At 47.1% G+C, this 17,123-nt stretch carries 22 protein-coding genes; 1 reads left to right on the top strand and 21 read right to left on the bottom strand.

Annotated elements, in window-relative coordinates:
• Window positions 1-83 precede the first annotated feature (83 nt).
• From HNR77_RS11285 to HNR77_RS11250, 8 genes are all read right to left on the bottom strand, one after another.
• Window positions 84-2,753: a winged helix-turn-helix domain-containing protein gene (locus tag HNR77_RS11285; RefSeq protein WP_184183841.1), complete on the bottom strand. Its 2,670-nt coding sequence runs from the start codon at window positions 2,751-2,753 to the stop codon at window positions 84-86.
• A gap of 235 nt (window positions 2,754-2,988) precedes the next feature.
• Window positions 2,989-3,714, bottom strand: a complete 726-nt coding sequence (locus HNR77_RS11280; protein WP_184183838.1) for an SDR family NAD(P)-dependent oxidoreductase — start codon at window positions 3,712-3,714, stop codon at window positions 2,989-2,991.
• A gap of 15 nt (window positions 3,715-3,729) precedes the next feature.
• Window positions 3,730-4,407 (bottom strand): class I SAM-dependent methyltransferase, encoded by a 678-nt coding sequence (locus tag HNR77_RS11275; RefSeq protein WP_184184220.1) that lies wholly within the window; start codon window positions 4,405-4,407, stop codon window positions 3,730-3,732.
• A gap of 271 nt (window positions 4,408-4,678) precedes the next feature.
• On the bottom strand, window positions 4,679-5,062 hold the full coding sequence (locus HNR77_RS11270; protein ID WP_184183835.1) for a VOC family protein: 384 nt from the start codon (window positions 5,060-5,062) through the stop codon (window positions 4,679-4,681).
• A 79-nt stretch (window positions 5,063-5,141) separates the two neighbouring features.
• Entirely contained in the window at window positions 5,142-5,651 is a 510-nt protein-coding gene (locus HNR77_RS11265; RefSeq protein WP_311768606.1) for a GNAT family N-acetyltransferase, read from the bottom strand.
• A 78-nt stretch (window positions 5,652-5,729) separates the two neighbouring features.
• Window positions 5,730-6,254 (bottom strand): YfiT family bacillithiol transferase, encoded by a 525-nt coding sequence (locus HNR77_RS11260; RefSeq protein WP_184183832.1) that lies wholly within the window; start codon window positions 6,252-6,254, stop codon window positions 5,730-5,732.
• Between the two features lie 55 nt (window positions 6,255-6,309).
• Window positions 6,310-6,852 (bottom strand): GNAT family N-acetyltransferase, encoded by a 543-nt coding sequence (locus tag HNR77_RS11255; RefSeq protein WP_184183829.1) that lies wholly within the window; start codon window positions 6,850-6,852, stop codon window positions 6,310-6,312.
• A complete protein-coding gene (locus tag HNR77_RS11250) occupies window positions 6,849-7,415 on the bottom strand; it encodes a hypothetical protein (RefSeq protein WP_184183827.1) in 567 nt (188 codons plus the stop codon). Before HNR77_RS11250 ends, HNR77_RS11255 begins: the two co-directional genes overlap by 4 nt.
• 348 nt (window positions 7,416-7,763) lie before the next feature.
• Here HNR77_RS11250 and HNR77_RS11245 point away from each other — a divergent pair, with 348 nt between their 5' ends.
• Window positions 7,764-8,537: a sporulation protein gene (locus HNR77_RS11245; protein WP_184183825.1), complete on the top strand. Its 774-nt coding sequence runs from the start codon at window positions 7,764-7,766 to the stop codon at window positions 8,535-8,537.
• A 114-nt stretch (window positions 8,538-8,651) separates the two neighbouring features.
• On the opposite strand, the gene HNR77_RS11240 is transcribed toward HNR77_RS11245, so the two are convergent.
• The 13 genes from HNR77_RS11240 to HNR77_RS11180 all read right to left on the bottom strand — a co-directional run bounded on the left by HNR77_RS11240 (window position 8,652) and on the right by HNR77_RS11180 (window position 17,102).
• A complete protein-coding gene (locus tag HNR77_RS11240) occupies window positions 8,652-8,933 on the bottom strand; it encodes a hypothetical protein (protein ID WP_184183822.1) in 282 nt (93 codons plus the stop codon).
• A 24-nt stretch (window positions 8,934-8,957) separates the two neighbouring features.
• Window positions 8,958-9,524: a DMP19 family protein gene (locus tag HNR77_RS11235; RefSeq protein WP_184183820.1), complete on the bottom strand. Its 567-nt coding sequence runs from the start codon at window positions 9,522-9,524 to the stop codon at window positions 8,958-8,960.
• A 237-nt stretch (window positions 9,525-9,761) separates the two neighbouring features.
• A complete protein-coding gene (locus tag HNR77_RS11230) occupies window positions 9,762-10,424 on the bottom strand; it encodes an HAD family hydrolase (RefSeq protein ID WP_184183817.1) in 663 nt (220 codons plus the stop codon).
• A gap of 45 nt (window positions 10,425-10,469) precedes the next feature.
• Window positions 10,470-10,619 carry a YHYH domain-containing protein gene (locus HNR77_RS11225; RefSeq protein WP_260410531.1) on the bottom strand — a complete coding sequence of 50 codons (150 nt, stop codon included), beginning with the start codon at window positions 10,617-10,619 and terminating at the stop codon, window positions 10,470-10,472.
• Between the two features lie 130 nt (window positions 10,620-10,749).
• Complete coding sequence (locus HNR77_RS11220; RefSeq protein ID WP_184183814.1) at window positions 10,750-12,420, bottom strand: PH domain-containing protein; 1,671 nt, start codon at window positions 12,418-12,420, stop codon at window positions 10,750-10,752.
• The gene (locus HNR77_RS11215) at window positions 12,417-12,938 is read right to left on the bottom strand and encodes a PH domain-containing protein (RefSeq protein ID WP_311768605.1); all 522 of its coding nucleotides are present in this window, start codon (window positions 12,936-12,938) and stop codon (window positions 12,417-12,419) included. The genes HNR77_RS11220 and HNR77_RS11215 overlap by 4 nt, the downstream gene beginning before the upstream one ends.
• A 93-nt stretch (window positions 12,939-13,031) precedes the next feature.
• Window positions 13,032-13,610 (bottom strand): GNAT family N-acetyltransferase, encoded by a 579-nt coding sequence (locus HNR77_RS11210; protein ID WP_184183811.1) that lies wholly within the window; start codon window positions 13,608-13,610, stop codon window positions 13,032-13,034.
• Between the two features lie 27 nt (window positions 13,611-13,637).
• Window positions 13,638-14,087: a hypothetical protein gene (locus tag HNR77_RS11205; RefSeq protein ID WP_184183808.1), complete on the bottom strand. Its 450-nt coding sequence runs from the start codon at window positions 14,085-14,087 to the stop codon at window positions 13,638-13,640.
• Complete coding sequence (locus tag HNR77_RS11200; RefSeq protein WP_184183805.1) at window positions 14,088-14,753, bottom strand: zinc dependent phospholipase C family protein; 666 nt, start codon at window positions 14,751-14,753, stop codon at window positions 14,088-14,090.
• Between the two features lie 52 nt (window positions 14,754-14,805).
• Window positions 14,806-15,594, bottom strand: coding sequence for a hypothetical protein (locus HNR77_RS11195; RefSeq protein ID WP_184183801.1), 789 nt, complete (start codon window positions 15,592-15,594; stop codon window positions 14,806-14,808).
• Window positions 15,595-15,710: 116 nt separating this feature from the next.
• A complete protein-coding gene (locus HNR77_RS11190) occupies window positions 15,711-15,890 on the bottom strand; it encodes a hypothetical protein (RefSeq protein ID WP_111272433.1) in 180 nt (59 codons plus the stop codon).
• 118 nt (window positions 15,891-16,008) lie between these two features.
• Window positions 16,009-16,461, bottom strand: a complete 453-nt coding sequence (locus HNR77_RS11185) for an NUDIX hydrolase (protein WP_184183798.1) — start codon at window positions 16,459-16,461, stop codon at window positions 16,009-16,011.
• Between the two features lie 50 nt (window positions 16,462-16,511).
• Window positions 16,512-17,102 carry an HD domain-containing protein gene (locus HNR77_RS11180; RefSeq protein ID WP_184183795.1) on the bottom strand — a complete coding sequence of 197 codons (591 nt, stop codon included), beginning with the start codon at window positions 17,100-17,102 and terminating at the stop codon, window positions 16,512-16,514.
• Window positions 17,103-17,123: the final 21 nt, after the last annotated feature.

Genomic DNA, 17,123 nt, shown 5'->3' with positions numbered 1-17,123 from the left:
CAGAGCGTTATTTCAATATGTTCATTGTAGGAGACAGTTCATCTTTCAGACAGTCTACAAAAAAGTAGACATTGTTCCACACATTATAACAAGCCACGCTGCTCAGCAATCTGCACGGCATGTGTACGGCTGCTTGCTCCCAGTTTGGCAAACACACGGCGAATATGTGTATTTACTGTGCCAGGTGATATCCCGAATTCGGCTGCAATCTGCTTGCTCGTCAAGCCTTCTGAGATGTGAGCAAATATTTTCTGCTCCATGGGGCTTAACCCCACTTCCTTCTGATCCTGCTTCACTTCGTAGGCTGCAGAACGCCCACGTACCTTTTGGTCTCGGACAAAAGCAGACAGCAGTTGTTTCACATACGTCATTTTCACTCCGTCATCCGGAATGGCCTTGGTACGGCGAAGAAGCAAGTATTGTTGCAGCAAATGTTTCAGCTGTGCTCCTTCAGCAACAATCGAACGGATATATCCCTCAGGTTCCCCCAAAATCAGGGCACGGGATAGCGCAGTGATACCAGCGTCCGGAGATCCCTGCTTTTGCAGTAATATGGACTCTAACAGTCCGCATTCAATCTGTTCAGTCAACAGATCACGTTGTTCAGCGTATTCACGAACTCGTTTCAGTTCCTCTCGTGCGTAATCATACCGCTCAACAATTATTGCTGCACGTATGCGAACCATGCACTGAAAGAGTTGGTCACAGCTTAATTCAAAGGAATGAATATCTCCATCTACAGTGTCAGCGAGAATACGCGTGGCGGTGTCCACAGGACTCAGTTCAAGCCCTATTCGGTTACGATGTGCTTCCAAAGTCGGCTGCCAGTAATCCTTATCCTTAACAGATAACAGACTTTCGACCTGCAGCAGCAGCTTGACACTCTCCTCAGGTCTGCCCAAATTGAATTCAATTCTGGCTTTCAGAACATATGCAGGAACGAGCAGCGCCGCCACCTTGATTTGTAAAGCCACTTCAAGGGCCAGGTCCGCATACTTCACGGCTTCCAATAACTGATCCTGTTCCATTAAAACCTCGCCATATCCAACACCATAGTAGGACGTTACATAGGCAGGCTCGGCAAACCAGCGTTTTGTAATGGCTCCAAAACAGGCCTCCGCTCTCCTCAAGTAACCCTGAACGCCATGAAAGCTGCGCAGCCGCATACTTTCTCTTCGATCATAGTCCATATACTGAAAAGCGATATCATCCGGGTAGCCCTGATCAATATAAGACACGAGATAAGACGATAGTCCTTCCAAATCCCGATTAAGATAAGCCACATAGGCCCTCATTACGCAGATCACTTGCAGCAAATATTCAATAACTTCTGGTGCAACCTGCCCTTGAAGACGCACGCGGATGACTTGCTCCAACTCATCCAGTTGCTTCACCATTTCTCCGTAAGGCATTTCGCGCGCAACAAGAAACAGATAAGACATATACAACTTGGGACGAGCCTTCACAATCTCCAGCGGCAAAACATCAAAATATTTACGGAGCGTCCACCACTCTCCCATAATAAAATGGGCAAACAGCTCTTCCAGCAGCCTGGCCGCGTCCTGTAAATGTTGTCCAAGAATATAATGATCAAGCGCTTCGGATGGGGAGCCTTGCTGTTCATACCACAGAGCGGCAAGTCCATGTAAATCATTTATCTCTGCTGAATGATTGCGCAGCAGCTCACGCTTCAGAAATGCCGAAAATAAATGATGATAACGATACCACACGCCTTCCCGATCAAGCGGGATAAGAAAAAGATGCTCCTTCTCGAGCTGTCTTAACAACTGTGGAGCTTCTTCCAAACCGCTTAAAACCTGACATAAATGGCTGTTCATGCTTCTTGCTATCGAAGTTCGAAGCAAAAAGCGCTGCATTTCCGATGACTGACGCTGGAATACCTCTTCTAACAAATAATCCGAAATGACTCTGTTTCCTGTCTCTGCATCATTTGCACGATATCGGGATGAGGAGATCAAGGGCATTGAACTTTTGACCGGGTCTATGCTCAATGTGTGAGATAAAGCAAGCAGCTTCAGACCCGCTGCCCATCCCTCCGTCTGTTGTACCCACTCAAGCGCATCCCTGCTGGCATGTTCCATATGCATAACGTTTTGGCAAAATTCAATGCCCTCCTCGGCTGTAAACGCAAGCTCCTGAAGTGTAAGCTGCTTCAACTCTCCTCTGAGGCGCAGCTTCTCAAGCTTAAACGCAGGATACGTGCGACTCGATATGACCAGATGAATAGACGAAGGAAGGTGTTCAATAAACTCCTGCATCTGCGCATGAATTTCCGGCCGCGTTATGGCATGGTAATCATCCAAAATAAGCAGTGCATGCTGACTGCTCTGAGCAGCACGATTTAACAACAATATTAATGCTGATCTCGGATCAATTGCATATCGCTGCAAAAACGAAGGCAGAACATCTCCACATAACCCCTGCCTCACGCGTTCCAGGGCATGAATGATATAGAGCCAAAACTGAAGGGGATCCTGATCCTTCTCATCCAGACAGACACAGGCGGCATGTCCTGCCGCGCTTCTCAGCCAACTACCTAGTAACGTTGATTTCCCCGAGCCGGCGGGGGCAGTCAGCAAGGTCATTTTGGACTGAATAACTTCAGTGTATTGTGAACTAAGCCTCGGACGATCCATCGTATCCGCTGGCAGCGGAGGCAGTTCCAGTTTGTTGGTCATAATCATAAATTGAAGCCAGTCGCCCTGGAAACCAGCCGTTTGTTCTTGCTGCATGTAATCCTCCTGAACCCGTACTGAAGTGCACATTTTAGAAATCGTCGTAAGTACATTTATATATCTAAGTATACAGGGAAAAACGTTCCTGCCGCACACCATTTTGTACAAAAAACAATGCCAACAGCCCTGCACAGAAAGTGCAGGGCCAACAAGGCAATATTTGTACTTTTATCTCAACCACTTATAATTTACGATGATATACCAGATTCACTGTTCTTTTTCCTCCTCCTGTTTAGTTGCTTATGGACGGATAACCGCTTTCCTCCAGCAGCTTCAAGATATCCTGCGCCACGTCACGCGGGGATTTCAGTTGACCTGACTCGTATGCCTCCTGGAATACACTGGAGAGTACAAATTCCTCTGCATCCTTCTCTCTTGCCACAGCCTGCAATTCCGTGTCCACCATGCCCGGATCAAAGGCGATAATATGCACCGGATTGGGCTGCGAGGTTTGTTCCATCGCTACACACTTTGTAAACATGTCGATTCCGGCTTTCGACGTGCAGTAGGCTGCCATGGAAGGCGCGGGATAACTGCCCGATCCAGAACTTACATTGATGATTTTGCGCTCTGCTGTCATATGATTCGTATAATGGATAAAAGATGACGTCAAAATCATCGGCGCAGCCAAACTGATATTCAGCTGAACGCTAATCTCATCCGCAAGACACTGGTCGATCGGTTTCAACGGCTCAAGCATGGCTGCATTGTTTATTAGTCCGATGCATTCCACATCAAGAAGCGGAATCTGCTCCAATATGCCCGAGATCAGATCATCGATGCTGTGGATGTCTTCGACATCAAACTGCACGTGAGTATACCGCTCGTACGTATCCCCCAAGTCGGATGTACCGCGTGCTATACCGTAGACCACATCTCCTTTTTCCAAACAAAGCTCTGCAAGCTGTCTGCCAATGCCTCTCGATGTGCCTGTGATGATCAAGTATCTGCTTCCCATCAGCTCTCCACCTTTCTACTGCTTCTTTCTCCACAACGTCGCCCACAGAATAGGCAGGCCAAAATAAGCCTCTTCCTGATCCATCGCCTTCATGGGGCGCAGCTCTACACACTCGAATGCATCCTCCAGTAAATAACGAAGCTTCTCTTCTGTAAAAGCAAGCCCGCCCCGCATCGACTTCTCGCGATAGACATCCCAATCATCCATCACATGCTCCGGCCCACCCTGGCCACCGAAACCCGGCGCAAAGCAGGTCATGCCGAAATAGGCTCCCGGCTTCAGCGCATGCTGAATCATCTCGAGATAAGGAATTCGCTGATGCGGCAGCAGATGATGAAGACAACCCGAGTCATAGACAAGATTGTATTCCTCCTGTGGTGCCAGTTCAAACACCGAACGACATTCAAAATTCACATCCAGCTGCTCTTCAGCAGCCCGTTCCTTTGCCCAGGCAATCGCAGTCTCAGACAGATCATACGCATCGACCTGATAACCCTGGCGAGACAGATACAATGCATTCCGACCTGGCCCGCAGCCCAGTTCGAGTGCCCTGCCCCCGCTCAGTAGGCCTGCATCTACACTCTCAACTAAATTTTCATCTGGTTTGTTTGGAAAAAAAGGAATGGGTCTGTCCCGATTCTCATAGAACGGCTCCCAAAATTGCTTTGCCGATCTGAAATCTGCATCGAGCATGTCATAGAGATCCTGCACACGTTTAATCGTTTTTCCCAAGTCCAAACCCCTCTCGTTTCATCACTTAACATCCATGTTTTTCACCACAGTTTATCAATACATTCAGCGTAACAATCTACACTCTATTATAACATTTTTAACCATTCATTCTCTATTTTCCTTGTATATTTAATGAGCTATTTCCTCTGTTCTTCCACATGGAAAAAGCGGCCGACAGTACATGTCGCCCGCTTGAAATCACAATGATGAACCAGCTATGTTTCGGCTATTTTTAACCCTTCCGCTCCATGACGGCAAAATAGTTTTTCTCATTATCAGCAAAATTGAACACACGTCCTGTTGGCATCTCAACGATCTCTCCAACCGTTACATGTTTGGCAGACAAATCCGCATGTAACCGATCCAGATCATCTGTGAAAAACATCAGGGAAGGTGTACCCAGATTGATGCCCTCCGACATCCGTGCCACGACCTCTTTATCATGCAATACAATGCTTGTCTGTGAGTCTTTTGTCGGCGTGATCTCGATCCAGCGCATTCCTCCATCAAGGGTAACCTCGTCCACAATATGGAATCCGGCAACCTCCGTCCAGAATGCCAGTGCTTCATCCTGGTTATTTACGTACAGCATAATCTGGCCTACTTTGCTAAACATGCCTGCACCACTCCTCTAATCAAGTCATCTTCATAGACATCTGCTTTAGGTTGCTCAGATTCCAGTTGAGTATAACATGTTACCCCAGCTTTTTGGTTAAATACAGAACAACATCGTCGTCGATAACGGTCTCTTCACCCGGTTGAAGGTAATGATCCTGCCTGTAAAGCCCCCGGCCATCTGGAATATATCCACGTTGGGCATATAACACCTGGGCTTTGCCATAATCGGCATAGACCCCCACACCAAGACCGGCCATATCCGAACGTTCCCTCACCATCAGCTCGGCCCGGTCCATCAGCACAGAACCAATGCCCTTACGCTGGTGCTTCATCAACACATTGAAGTCACTGATCTCCGGAATGCCCTGCTCCAGAAACGAAGGGTAATCCGATGTCCAGATCACATTGACGTAACCGGCAAATTGCCCGTCCAGTTCAGCGATCAGCGTCACACGTTCCCCGTTCTGTTGCTCTTCCCAATACCGCTCATATAATTCCGAAGGCTTATACCATCCCTGCTCCTGAAATGCCTGTGCAATAACCGGAGGGTCCTGTCTATCCAGAAGGCGAATATGTATGCTGTTCACGCTATTCTCCTCCTAATCGTGTTCTTTGTTCCTCATATTCATAAACATTTGTACAGCAACCAAAGTTTGCTGCGCATTTTATATTCCCTTTCGATTTCGAAGCGAAGTGATGTGTGCCACATGATGTTTGCCATGCCACGCATACAATCCCACGCAATAGTCGAGTCGCATCGTTTCCTTCGATGCAGGATGATAGAACTGTTTGGCATAATCCTCATCAGACAAGGTATTCAGCAATGCCGTCCAGCGGTGATGCAGAGCCTCTAGCAGCTGTAAGGAAACCTCGATATCCAGCTCTCTGGAGTCACTCAGCTCTGCCCAGCGTGTTTCGTCGTAAGGCCGAATTGCAGGGGTGTCCTCTGTCAGAGCAAGCTTGAAACGAATCACACTGTTCATATGACTGTCTGCCATGTGGTGAATGACCTGCTTCAGCATCCAGCCGCCTTCCCGGTATGGCATGCATAACTGCTCTTCACTAAGGCCTTTCACCGCTTCTCTTGCTTGTTGAGGCAGTTCGGCAATATCCTGAATCCACTGCTTCCTTTGAGCCAGTGTAACTTCACCTGTATGTGCAAACTGCCCAATTGGATATCTGAAGTCCATTTCAAGTCCCCCTTTGATAATCTAATCTTCATCTTAACACGGTCTGCACTGTACGCTAAGGGGTATATTCCATCAGCCAGCAGTCTCTCTTCTGTCCTTCATGCCATTCATGTTTCGGAAGGTGTTTAACCCGTCTGAAGCCACACTTCTCATAACAGGACAATGCCCGTTCATTCCATGCTTGCGGGTCCATCACGACTTTTCGAGCCCGTTTCTCGTGGACCAGATACGACGTCATAGACTGTACTAATTGTGTACCGAGCCCTTTATTCCAGCAATCCGGTTCACCGATAAACTGATCTGTCCCGTAGATCAATCCATCCTTCTCACCATAACCATATGCCGCACGTTCCTCTGCCTCAAGTTCATAGAACTGAATATATCCGATTGGCCTACCGTTAAATTCCACGATACAGCGGCAAGCTCCATCCTCCTGATTGTAAAAATGTGTTCTTACCCGCTCCAGATCATGCGGTTGATCCCGGCCCTCGTAATATTGCAGCACCTCCGGGTCGGACAACCATTTTACAAGCGTTTGCTGATCCCTTGTCTCCAGCAACCGAACCGTTATTTCCCCCGCTTGATATACGTTGTTCATTCCACCTCCTCCTTCACGATATCCAGCTTCTGGCCAGCTGCCCAGCTCAGGTTTTTACCCAACCACCGTTCATTATGAACATAATAAACCATCGGATTGTGAAGCGGCTGAACGGTTTCATCCAGTGATTTAAGCGTAAAACGCATCTTATATGTTCCCTCCTCATCAGGTACAGAAAAGCCTGTCAGATCTTGTGAAAGTACCTGCTTTGTGATCTGATTATCGTTGTGATCCTCTGTTTTCACCGTCTGCTCCAGAATAACCTGATCATGATAGGAAGTTCCTACGGACGAAGGCCTGAATAACCCTTTCTCTTGCCCCTCTGTGAATGAAAGCCCTCCCCAGCCGGGAACTAAAGGGAAGATAAAATGTGGTTCATGCTCCTCTTTGGTTCGTGTAACCGCCAGCACTACTTCAACCGTTTCCAAATCCAGCTGCCTTATGGTGCCGGTCATTGTAACGTCCTGTTCAGTCAGACTCGGTGCAGCATAACGGTAAATCCATACACTCACGAGGACTAACAACACTACTCCGATTATTCCGAATATCATCGTTTTTCGCATGCCGTTCCTCCATCCTTTTGTTGCCATTTTACGCATTTTAACAGTTCTGTTCTATCCAGTATTCGACAGAAAAATGCCGTTTCCCCTGTTTTTTCAAAAATTGAAACGTATCTATTCTGGAAGCCGTATTAAGCTCGAAGTCTAGGACGTGTCTTGAAACCTACTGAAGTGCATCTTTTACCGCCTTTTCGCCCCCTGCTGCGTCACTTTCCCTTGACGTGCCCCGGCACGCCTGCGGAAAACTTCCTGGCTTGGAACGAAAATTCAGCAAAATCTGCCGCCTTCAGAGTTTTCAGACACGCCCTAATTTTCCCCTCTCAAAAACCATGGAATCTGGAGGTTGCTATCATGTCATTTTTCAAAAAAATGTTGGCTAGTGTTGGTGTAGGTGCAGCAAAGGTAAATACAGAATTACATACAACAGAGGTCATGCCGGGAGGTACTCTGTCCGGGGTTGTGTATATTGAAGGTGGGGACGTGGAGCAGCAGGTGGATCGAATCTATCTGTCTATCAAAACGCACTACATTCGGGAAAGCAACGATCGCAAAATACAGGAGACGGCTGTCGTTGCAAAATATCTGCTTACAGATGGATTCACGCTGCAGCCTGGTGACAAGCTCGAGAAGAGCTTTCAATTCGATCTGCCACAGAATCTTCCAATTACCCTTCACCGTGCGGACGTATGGGTGGAAACGGGGCTGGATATCTCCAGCGCAGTAGACCCTTCAGATCGGGACCGATTACATGTGGTGCCATCCCGTGAGATGCAGATCGTTCTGGATGCCATTGATCTGCTCGGATTCAAGCTGCGTGAAGTGACCAACGACTATGCGCCCAAGCTTGGCGGCAATCTGCCATTTGTGCAGGAATTCGAATATGTGCCTACCAGCAAGTTCCGTGGGTATCTGGACGAACTGGAAGTACTTTTTTATCCCATGGGCGATTCACTGGAGCTGTTATTACAGATCGACCGCCGTGCTCGTGGACTTAGCGGCATGTTATCGGAGGCTATGGGCACGGATGAAACGTATGTGCGACTTCACCTGTATGAACGTCATCTGGAGCGAGGGGCACATTCCGTCGCACAAGGTCTGGAAGAAGTCATTTCCAAACATCTGTAATACTTCTTGGTTGTAATATAACTCCTGATCAAAGCAGTTCTCTCTCTCAGCCTGTTCAGGAAAGAACTGCTTTGGTCAATAGCTTGTTAACGGAATAAATACAAACAAGCCGAATCACGATGTGCGGTTTCTTTTTTTCAATTGCCAGCTGCGAGCTGCGTAATAGATTACAGCAAACAGCAAGGCACTGACTGCCCCCAAAGTAATCATAAGTACATCGGGAGTTGTCACACTGCCGAACTCTACTCGTGATACCGCACCCGATGGGTGCAGTTGTGTTATCTTCGGCGCGTGCTTGAATGTGGCCAGCATGCCTTGAACTACATTCCAACCCAACAGGACAAGTACCCATACGAAAGTAACTACGATCGTTTCGATCCCCAAACGTTTGTTCATGTGCTTTCATTCAGCTCCTTTTTTTCATGTGAGAAACTGTTCCAGCTGCTGTCTCAACCGATCCTTATGTTCATCAACATACTGATACAGCAGATCAAAGCTTTCTTCATTATCCGTTTGAAAACTTAGCGAATCCGCTTCCTTCTGCACTTGCTGCAGCACCTCATGGATATGTGCTCCATGCGTCTGCAAGCTTGTTGTAATATCGTGCTCTGACAGACTCTCGACATTGGCTCTTAACTGGTCTACGGTGACATGATGTTCCGACAGGAGTTGCTGCACCTTTTGCAAAATTGCCGCGTCTGTCTCATCACCTATTCGCACCAATGCCTCAATCGTCTGGCCCAAATACTGCCCACTCGCATTCTCGAGGTAACCTGTTAAGCCATTCATCGACAGCTCGGTGTCCAGATCAATGATCAGCAGAATATCCCTTGCCACTTCCGGCAGCTCAGAGAGTCGTTCGCGAATCACTGAAAATTCAGCCCGATACATATCCATCGCAATGCCACCTACGATTTCTTCACCTGACATCTCTTCAAGTTGTGCAAGCGGCAGCAGCTCCGCCAGTTCTTCCTGTAACTTGTTCATTACATATGCCCTCCTGTATAGGTCTATCTCTGTTTTTGTCTCTATATAAGTTGAACTAAAGATTATACACAGTCCACTCCGATGACAGAATAACCTTCCAATCGCTGTTATCCCCAGATTTTTTGGATTCCCTTTTCCAAAGGGAAAAATCCGGTGATAAAGGCGACCGCTTCGCTTTTTCAGGTTTTTTCTGTCCTCTCCGTTAACGTGTAAAAGAATAATTCAACTTAAGATCATCTACAATAGGCTTCTCAATTCGTGGAGCTGATGGATCGTATGTATCGGTGCTGCCTCGATCCCCTCACGCCAAGGCTGATTCACCTTGATCCAGATCGTACTCATGCCTGCCTTCGCTGCCCCCTGTATATCGTTTACCGGATGATCACCAATGTAGAGGCACTGCTCAGGCTTCAGTCCAAAATGATCAAGAGCCATTTGAAAAATACGTGAATCAGGCTTTTTCACACCTGCTTCTTCCGATACAATAATGTGATCGTAGTCCTCCCGAATGCCAAGCTGATCTATTTTTCCATACTGAATATGTGTCTGACCATTGGTTATTAAACCGATGGAATACTTGCCTCTCAGATACTGTACGACTTCCCGCGCCTCGTCCATAAGCACTGAATTACGCACATATTCCTTACTATAGAACGCCATGAGCTCTTCATGCGGCGGCTTTTCCTCCCAAGGCAGCTCCTGCAATAATTCGTTGAACAGCAGCGTTTTATCCTTGTACCCATCCAGATCAAGCTCGATAATTCGCTGCTGTATATGTCCGGTAGACTCCAGATGGCCAAAGTACGTATCAATCATACTTCGAGTGAAGCCTTCAAATGTTAAAGTCCGGTTTAATATGGTGTTGTCCAAGTCAAAGATGACGGCTTTAATATGCTCCATGCTGCTAGTCCTCCTATTGCGGCCTGAATGTTTGAAGCCACATCTTCACTTTTTCTTTTTATGATAATGGTAACCTGTGCATAGACCTTTTTTAATGGATTTCGCAGAACAATTGTGTCCGCCCTTATTGTCCAGACGACCTGGATGTGCATACACTGAAGAAGAAACGCCCACCAGCAGAATTAGAGATAACATCATGATTACACCCTTTTTCATCACCCCTGCACCCTTCATTTACGCCCTATGCTCCAGGGCTTTGTTCATCACATCTCATTTTACATAAAAATCCACAATCTGGATATCCCTTGTTTTCAAGTTCTCTCTATTACGATCGGGTCTGTACCTCTCTTGAACGCCCCATATACCACATCTGGAATTCAGCTGCCGCTTCATTCGGCAGATCGTGAACATGGTGATGCATAACCGGTTTGGCACGATTCACCGTATGAATAGAAGCCAGGCCTAGTCTGCGCTGCAAGGGGTGACGGGTTATTTTTATTTCAATCATTTTCTCCCGTTTGGAGACAAAGAGTGTAGACGTGAGCGCACCTGAGCGAAGCTGGATGAATTGGTCGTTCAATACATATCTTGTGTGAAAAAAATCGATTACCCGTCCGGCGGCAATGCCTGCCAGAAGCAGCAGTGAGAGCATCCACCAAGCCTGTGAAAATCCAAAAAGGACTGGCTTGAAATAGAGCAGCGCACTGGTGGCTATGATCCAGACCCAGCTGGGCTTGAGCAGACGCAGCAACAATGCTGTACGGGGGAGCTTTTCCATCTCTTCACACACCTGATAAGAAGGCAGAATCTCTTCAATGATCCGGTAAGCTTCTTTTACAGGCAGAAAAGGATAGAGTGAATTCATCTCCTGACCAGACTCACCCGGGCTGCCTGCAGTGGTAAGTTCCACTTCGGCCAGACCGAGCATGCGTTTCATCGGTGACTGTGTAACTTTCACAGCTTGCACACGATCCTTTTGAATGGAGAACACGGTCTTCTCCAGCATGCCCTTGGCAATATATATTCGCTTCTCATCTGAAGTGATCTGGAAATCTCCATATTTCACAAAGGTCCATACAATGCCCAGTCCGATGGACAGGAACATGAGCATCAGGATAATAAGACTGGTCACCCACCATGATTGAAGCCAGGATAGTACTAGGCTTTCGGTTACCGTTTCGTCTGGAAAGAAATCCTTCACCGTTGAATACAGGGAGCCCAGAATCGGGATCAGCACCAGAAAGCTGAGTGAGGTAAAGGAAGCCTTGAGCACGTCTTTGCGAGTCGAGCGATAGTGCACAATCCGTGCTGCTTTCGCGGCAGGTACAGAAGTGCTGCTTACATCTTCGTGGTCACCTGTATTGACCGCTTCAAGTTCAGTCACTGCTTTTGAAATTTCACTCACAGCTGCATTAGCCGCATTAGAGCCTTCAATTGCATTGCTTTCTGTTCTCGTACCCATACGCTCTGCACTTGCGCTGTAATCGTCTCCAGCTTGCTGCTCTACTTGTTTTTCCTGCCCCTCCATTACCGCCTGCGCCTGTACTTCCGATTGATAACCGACAACAAGCTTCTCAAGCTGTTCTGCTTCAGCGAGCGAAACGACCTGTAGTTGAAACGTCGCTTCCTCACCTTTGATTCCCGTTTCAAAACGAATGGAAGTCACTCCGAACAAGCGATGAAAAAAGCTCGTATGCCGGCTCACATTTTGCACTTTCGTATACGGAATCGTTCTGCGGGTGCGGCTGAGTGCTCCAGTGTAGATGTGGAAAGCCTGCTCATCCGCGGAATAACGTGTTGTAATCCACTTCCAGATGATCGACACAAGCGAGATAGCGATACCGATATAAAAAATAATTCTGGCATAGAATACCCACGTCGATACCGTGCCCGTTCGAAACACGAACAAAAACAGAATAAAAGCAAACGAGCTTTTGATCAGATTACCCAGACTCCATAACAAACTTAATACATGATGTCGTCTTAACTCCGTCATTCATCCACCTCGTTAATCCGGGCATAAGACGCAATCTGGTTCCGCAGCGCAAACGCCACTTTTTCTGGCAAAGCCGGTATGATATGCGAAGAACCCATCGTACCCACGGACACGGAATATAACCCGTATTTTCGCATGAGCGGCCCCTGATTTGTCGTCACGGATTGTACCTTCGCCATTGGAATCACCTGATGTACTTTGTTCAGAGCACCATGCTTCAACTGCAAAAACTCCGCACTCACACCATAATACCAATGTCGATACAGCCATACTGGCTGCAAAAAAATATCCCATACAGCGTAACCAAGGGATAGCACGGTAATTCCCCACAGCATCCAGCCGATCCATGGTCTCCAGTCATAGACGGAGTCCAGCACAAGCAGGATCGCCAACACCACAAAACCGATAACGTTGTAAATGATCGCACTGACTCTCCACAAACTTACAGCATGAGGGGAAAGCTTCTGCTGCGGTAAGCTCCATTCCTCGGATGCCGCAGTTTCCATCGTTTCTGTCACCCTATCATTCGTCCTTTCTTATCCAGATACGTTGCATAACAATAAAAAAGATGACTCCTGTTCCCGGTGCAGGGGGTCATCTTTCAGAACACTTTATTTCACAGTAAAATCCTGCACTTCACATAACCATACCATATGATCGGCGCCTTCGCCCCAGTAATTGTTCACGACGGCATACGGCTCTCCGAACTTCTGCCGCCACTTCTGCTGAGCAATTCGGTACCCACTGTCCAGACAAAATTGCGTAATCCCTCGCCGCTGAAGTTCGGTGACCAAAGCGGCAATCAATGCCGAAGCAATCCCTTGACCGTGCAGTTCAGGCAAAACGTACAGCGTGCCCAGCTCTCCAATCTGATCCAAACGATGATTGGTACAGTCACGAATCGCGTCACCGCACGGTCCATAGGAAATCGTGCCCACCACCTTACCCTCGTTCCTCGCAACGAGAAACATTGGAGTATTGGCAGCTTCGGAATTCAAGTCTCGTTGCAAAAAAGCTTGTACCCTAGATTTCTTATGTGTGATCTCATTCCAAATGTCCTCCAGAAGAGAGCCGAGTCCCTCCTGACTGAAGGCCGCCGGAATTGTTGTCTCAAATACTTCGTAAGCCCCTTCGACATCTGCTGTTGTCAGTGGTGTAATGGTCACCAATTTCTCCCCATCTCCATTCATTAGCTATGCCTGCCCATCAGTCTGTCATTAATCTATACGCCGCTGAATGATTTGCCGTAGCCGATTCGCTTCTACAAGAGGAATGGTATACCCTATGGTGGTATCCTTCTGGTTTACAAGCAGTCCTTGCATCTTCGGGTCTGAGCCCAGTGACAGATCATACACGGTTACTGAGCCATCTGCATTGGTAATACTCATCGTGTATTCAGCCGCATAATCCAGTATGCCCTGCATGCGTTCTGCCTTGAATATAGCCTCTGTCACAATCCGAATCTCATCTGAACGGTCAAACGCCACATCCCGGCACGGTCTTGAAGCAAGGTCTCGATTACAGGTTAACGTAATTAACGACGGAATCCCTTCTTCCTGCTCCAGCCGCTGAGCCTCTTTCCCGTCCAAACGATTCGAATCGCTTGCGCCACACCCTGTCATGAATACTGCGAGGATGAGTACCATCAACTTCCCGAAATGCCCCATCTAAACCGCCTCCCAGACAGTTAACAACTCGAATAAACGCGGCACTGTTGCAGCAGCAAAGGCTTGTACAATCTCTTCTGTCAAAAACAAGGGAATAATGCCCGGCTCCTGTCCATGAAAATAAGAATACGTGTGATGCCTCCAGCGGCTGATCTCCTCTGCCGTTAAACGATCTCTCATGTCATAGCTAGAGGCAGCGTTCAGTATAGACCAAGTGTCTGCACTCCAGCTTGCCGTTCGAAACAGGTGAAAGTCAACCTGGCCCGTCTCCTGATAATATAGACGGGTAAGCTCTTCCTTGGTGCGTGTGGTACCCTCGCGTTTGTCGTGCTCCTGCACTTGTTCCACGAATTCGGGATACACACTGCGGAACCAGTAATAATCGGTCATTACATGCATGAAGTATCCCTTCACAAAGGACGTCCACCCTTCGTCCGTACGCTCACCAATATAACCATGGTAGAACTTCTGAAGACGATCGGTATAATGGTTTTCTTTTTCAGGATCGAAATGGGTGTGCTGCTTGTCCTCCCTGGTCGTGCCTTCACGCATGTGAATCGCATCGGGTGCGATATTGCCAAGACAGAATGCTCCCCGATCCAGCGATTCAGGCAGAGCATCCGCAAGCTGTTGAGCTATCCTAAGATGTACCATAGGCAGTGGCATAGTCAGATCTCCTTTTTTCAATCGAAGAAATGGGTTAAGCATGAGGCTCTCACTAGCTAACGAAACCTGCCGATCTCTCCATCTGCATCCGGTCAAACAATTGCTCCAGGTCTGTATGATACGCTGGCTGCTCTTTGACTAACAAACGAATATATTCCGAGCCGCACTCGTAAAATACGAGACGGTTATATGGTGCTGTATCCCCGTAATGATTGGGTTTCAGATTATATTTCGTCCGAATCAGATTCTCGACATACCGCGCGTAACCTTCATTCCACTCCAGCCAGCTCCAATATTCGGCCTGCTCTTCAGTAAGAGACTCGAACAGCGCTGTGCGCGCAGCCTGAATTTGCTGGAAATCCTCGCTTTTCAACGCTAACAGCAGCGAGTGAATCCGCTCAGCGATGGTCTCATCCTCATACGGAAATTCATAATCAATCTCCCAGGTTACACGCTTTAATTGAGTCATTTTATGTTTAATTTGCAGACGGTCCACAATCCGCTCCTCATATTTCCCATACACAGAACAGTGTACATATTCATGGAACAGAAAAACCTTCTGCTCAAGGTCTTTGAACACCGAAGCTGTCACAATCGCACACATCCGGTCATTCAAATGATGTACAGGCATCGCGGCGAGACAATCATCAGGAATGTACAAATCATCCGGTACGGTCTTCGCCCATTCATATTGCCCGGTCTTGGAAGAATAATCATAGATATGTAACAACGCTTCGTCCGCTACAACAACAGGGTGATGCTCTGCAAAAAAAGGATGCAGGCTGACCAATTCTCTCTGAAGCTCGTTTAACTCATTAAGCTGCTGCAAAAATGTATGCATGTCTAACCCTCTTTCTTTGCAATAGATACCATTATCATACTAAATCAGCATCCGTAAATCACTGAGAGAAAAATGATAATGTTGTGCTAGACTTAAAGAGGAGAAGGAACAAGAGGTTAATAACGCCCTCCGCGTTTCTCATGTAAATAAATATCCAACGCCTGAATGCCCCGTTTCGCCAGCTTGATAAATAGAAATAATGCATATACACCGAGTCCATAGACTAATAAATTCACCAGAACTGCAATAATCGAAAAGAGCGAAGTAAGCCCGAAACCATAACCGATGCTTGACATATTATTCATCCCTTCCAGTTTATTCTGACGTTACATATAAAAATATAAAGTTCCTTGCCTCCGACTGTTTGACTTTACTAATTTGATGTTCATCAGCCTGCTTACGTTTGTTAAATCACTAACCTTGAATATATCCTGCTTTGGTCAGCACATACCTTGTGAACGGATTAAGTTCAGGAATCGGCTGAGTCAAGTCAAAGTATCGGAGCTCCAGCCCTTCATCGTCCATCACGGTTGGACTGCCTGTAATTCCGGCCGCTTCATAAATAGCCATTACATTATATACCTCGTCTCCATGCGGATACCGATAATACATATCCTGACCCGAGAAAACGGTGATCAGTTTATAAGCCCCTGCCCGCAGTCCGGCCTCCTCATATAATTCACGTGCAGCAGCCTCCTCCAGCGATTCCCCCGGTTCAAGCGAACCGCCAATCGTGCCCCAATCCAGGCTGTCTGTTCGTCTTTGAAGCAGCAAGTGACCTTGTTCATTAAACACCAGCACACATGAACCTGCCATAATCAAGGGCCTTGTACCCACCAGTTTTCGCAATTCCAGAATGTACCCCATGTTGATCCTCCAGTAATTGAATGGATTTACAAATCAATAATGATTCATCATCAGGATTTCTTCAAAATTCCTTGATCTATCGAGTGTTGAACCAGCTGCTGTGCGTATGTCCATAATGTTTCAGAGCCATTAGCGATTTCAGCATTTCGGTTCAAGACCTGCTCACTCGTTATATTGTACTTCTGCCATGTGTCACCTTCATTCTGGTGATTATGGATGATAGGCTGCAGGCGGTCCAGAGAGGAAGCAAATTGAGCTTCTTGCGTTTCTTTCCTCTCAAACTCTATCCACAAGTTTAGCAATTCCTCAGCCTGTTGTTCAGGCAGCATGCCAAAGAGTCGATGGGCGGCCTTGAGCTCCCGCTCATATTTATCTGTGTTTCCTTGAGTATCGTATGCAAAAGTATCACCAGCATCAATTTCAACGAGATCATGTACAAGTAACATCTTGACTACTTTAAGAATGTCAACATTCTTGTTTGAATGACTTTGCAAAATGAGAGCCATCATCGCTAAATGCCAGGAGTGCTCTGCATCATTTTCCAACCGTTCGCCATGAATAATCCTGGTTCTTCGTTCGATTGTCTTCAGCTTGTCAATTTCTATTAAAAATTGTATCTGTGACTGTAAAGTTTCATCCACTTTCCCATCCCCCTATCGTAA

The organism is Paenibacillus sp. JGP012, from assembly GCF_014203995.1.
Lineage (GTDB): Bacteria > Bacillota > Bacilli > Paenibacillales > Paenibacillaceae > Paenibacillus > Paenibacillus silvae.
This window is presented reverse-complemented; position numbering and strand designations above follow the sequence as displayed.

Bases quoted from the DNA above. Each gene is read 5' to 3' on its own strand.
- HNR77_RS11200 (WP_184183805.1), bottom strand. From the start codon at position 14,753: ATGCCACTGCCTATGGTACATCTTAGGATAGCTCAACAGCTTGCGGAT.
- HNR77_RS11210 (WP_184183811.1), bottom strand. From the start codon at position 13,610: ATGAATGGAGATGGGGAGAAATTGGTGACCATTACACCACTGACAACA.
- HNR77_RS11195 (WP_184183801.1), bottom strand. From the start codon at position 15,594: ATGCATACATTTTTGCAGCAGCTTAATGAGTTAAACGAGCTTCAGAGA.
- HNR77_RS11280 (WP_184183838.1), bottom strand. From the start codon at position 3,714: ATGGGAAGCAGATACTTGATCATCACAGGCACATCGAGAGGCATTGGC.
- HNR77_RS11190 (WP_111272433.1), bottom strand. From the start codon at position 15,890: ATGTCAAGCATCGGTTATGGTTTCGGGCTTACTTCGCTCTTTTCGATT.
- HNR77_RS11235 (WP_184183820.1), bottom strand. From the start codon at position 9,524: ATGAACAAGTTACAGGAAGAACTGGCGGAGCTGCTGCCGCTTGCACAA.
- HNR77_RS11205 (WP_184183808.1), bottom strand. From the start codon at position 14,087: ATGGGGCATTTCGGGAAGTTGATGGTACTCATCCTCGCAGTATTCATG.
- HNR77_RS11250 (WP_184183827.1), bottom strand. From the start codon at position 7,415: ATGCGAAAAACGATGATATTCGGAATAATCGGAGTAGTGTTGTTAGTC.
- HNR77_RS11240 (WP_184183822.1), bottom strand. From the start codon at position 8,933: ATGAACAAACGTTTGGGGATCGAAACGATCGTAGTTACTTTCGTATGG.
- HNR77_RS11185 (WP_184183798.1), bottom strand. From the start codon at position 16,461: ATGGGGTACATTCTGGAATTGCGAAAACTGGTGGGTACAAGGCCCTTG.
- HNR77_RS11270 (WP_184183835.1), bottom strand. From the start codon at position 5,062: ATGTTTAGCAAAGTAGGCCAGATTATGCTGTACGTAAATAACCAGGAT.
- HNR77_RS11285 (WP_184183841.1), bottom strand. From the start codon at position 2,753: ATGCAGCAAGAACAAACGGCTGGTTTCCAGGGCGACTGGCTTCAATTT.
- HNR77_RS11220 (WP_184183814.1), bottom strand. From the start codon at position 12,420: ATGACGGAGTTAAGACGACATCATGTATTAAGTTTGTTATGGAGTCTG.
- HNR77_RS11230 (WP_184183817.1), bottom strand. From the start codon at position 10,424: ATGGAGCATATTAAAGCCGTCATCTTTGACTTGGACAACACCATATTA.
- HNR77_RS11255 (WP_184183829.1), bottom strand. From the start codon at position 6,852: ATGAACAACGTATATCAAGCGGGGGAAATAACGGTTCGGTTGCTGGAG.
- HNR77_RS11260 (WP_184183832.1), bottom strand. From the start codon at position 6,254: ATGGACTTCAGATATCCAATTGGGCAGTTTGCACATACAGGTGAAGTT.
- HNR77_RS11225 (WP_260410531.1), bottom strand. From the start codon at position 10,619: ATGTTATCTCTAATTCTGCTGGTGGGCGTTTCTTCTTCAGTGTATGCA.
- HNR77_RS11245 (WP_184183825.1), top strand. From the start codon at position 7,764: ATGTCATTTTTCAAAAAAATGTTGGCTAGTGTTGGTGTAGGTGCAGCA.
- HNR77_RS11275 (WP_184184220.1), bottom strand. From the start codon at position 4,407: ATGCTCGATGCAGATTTCAGATCGGCAAAGCAATTTTGGGAGCCGTTC.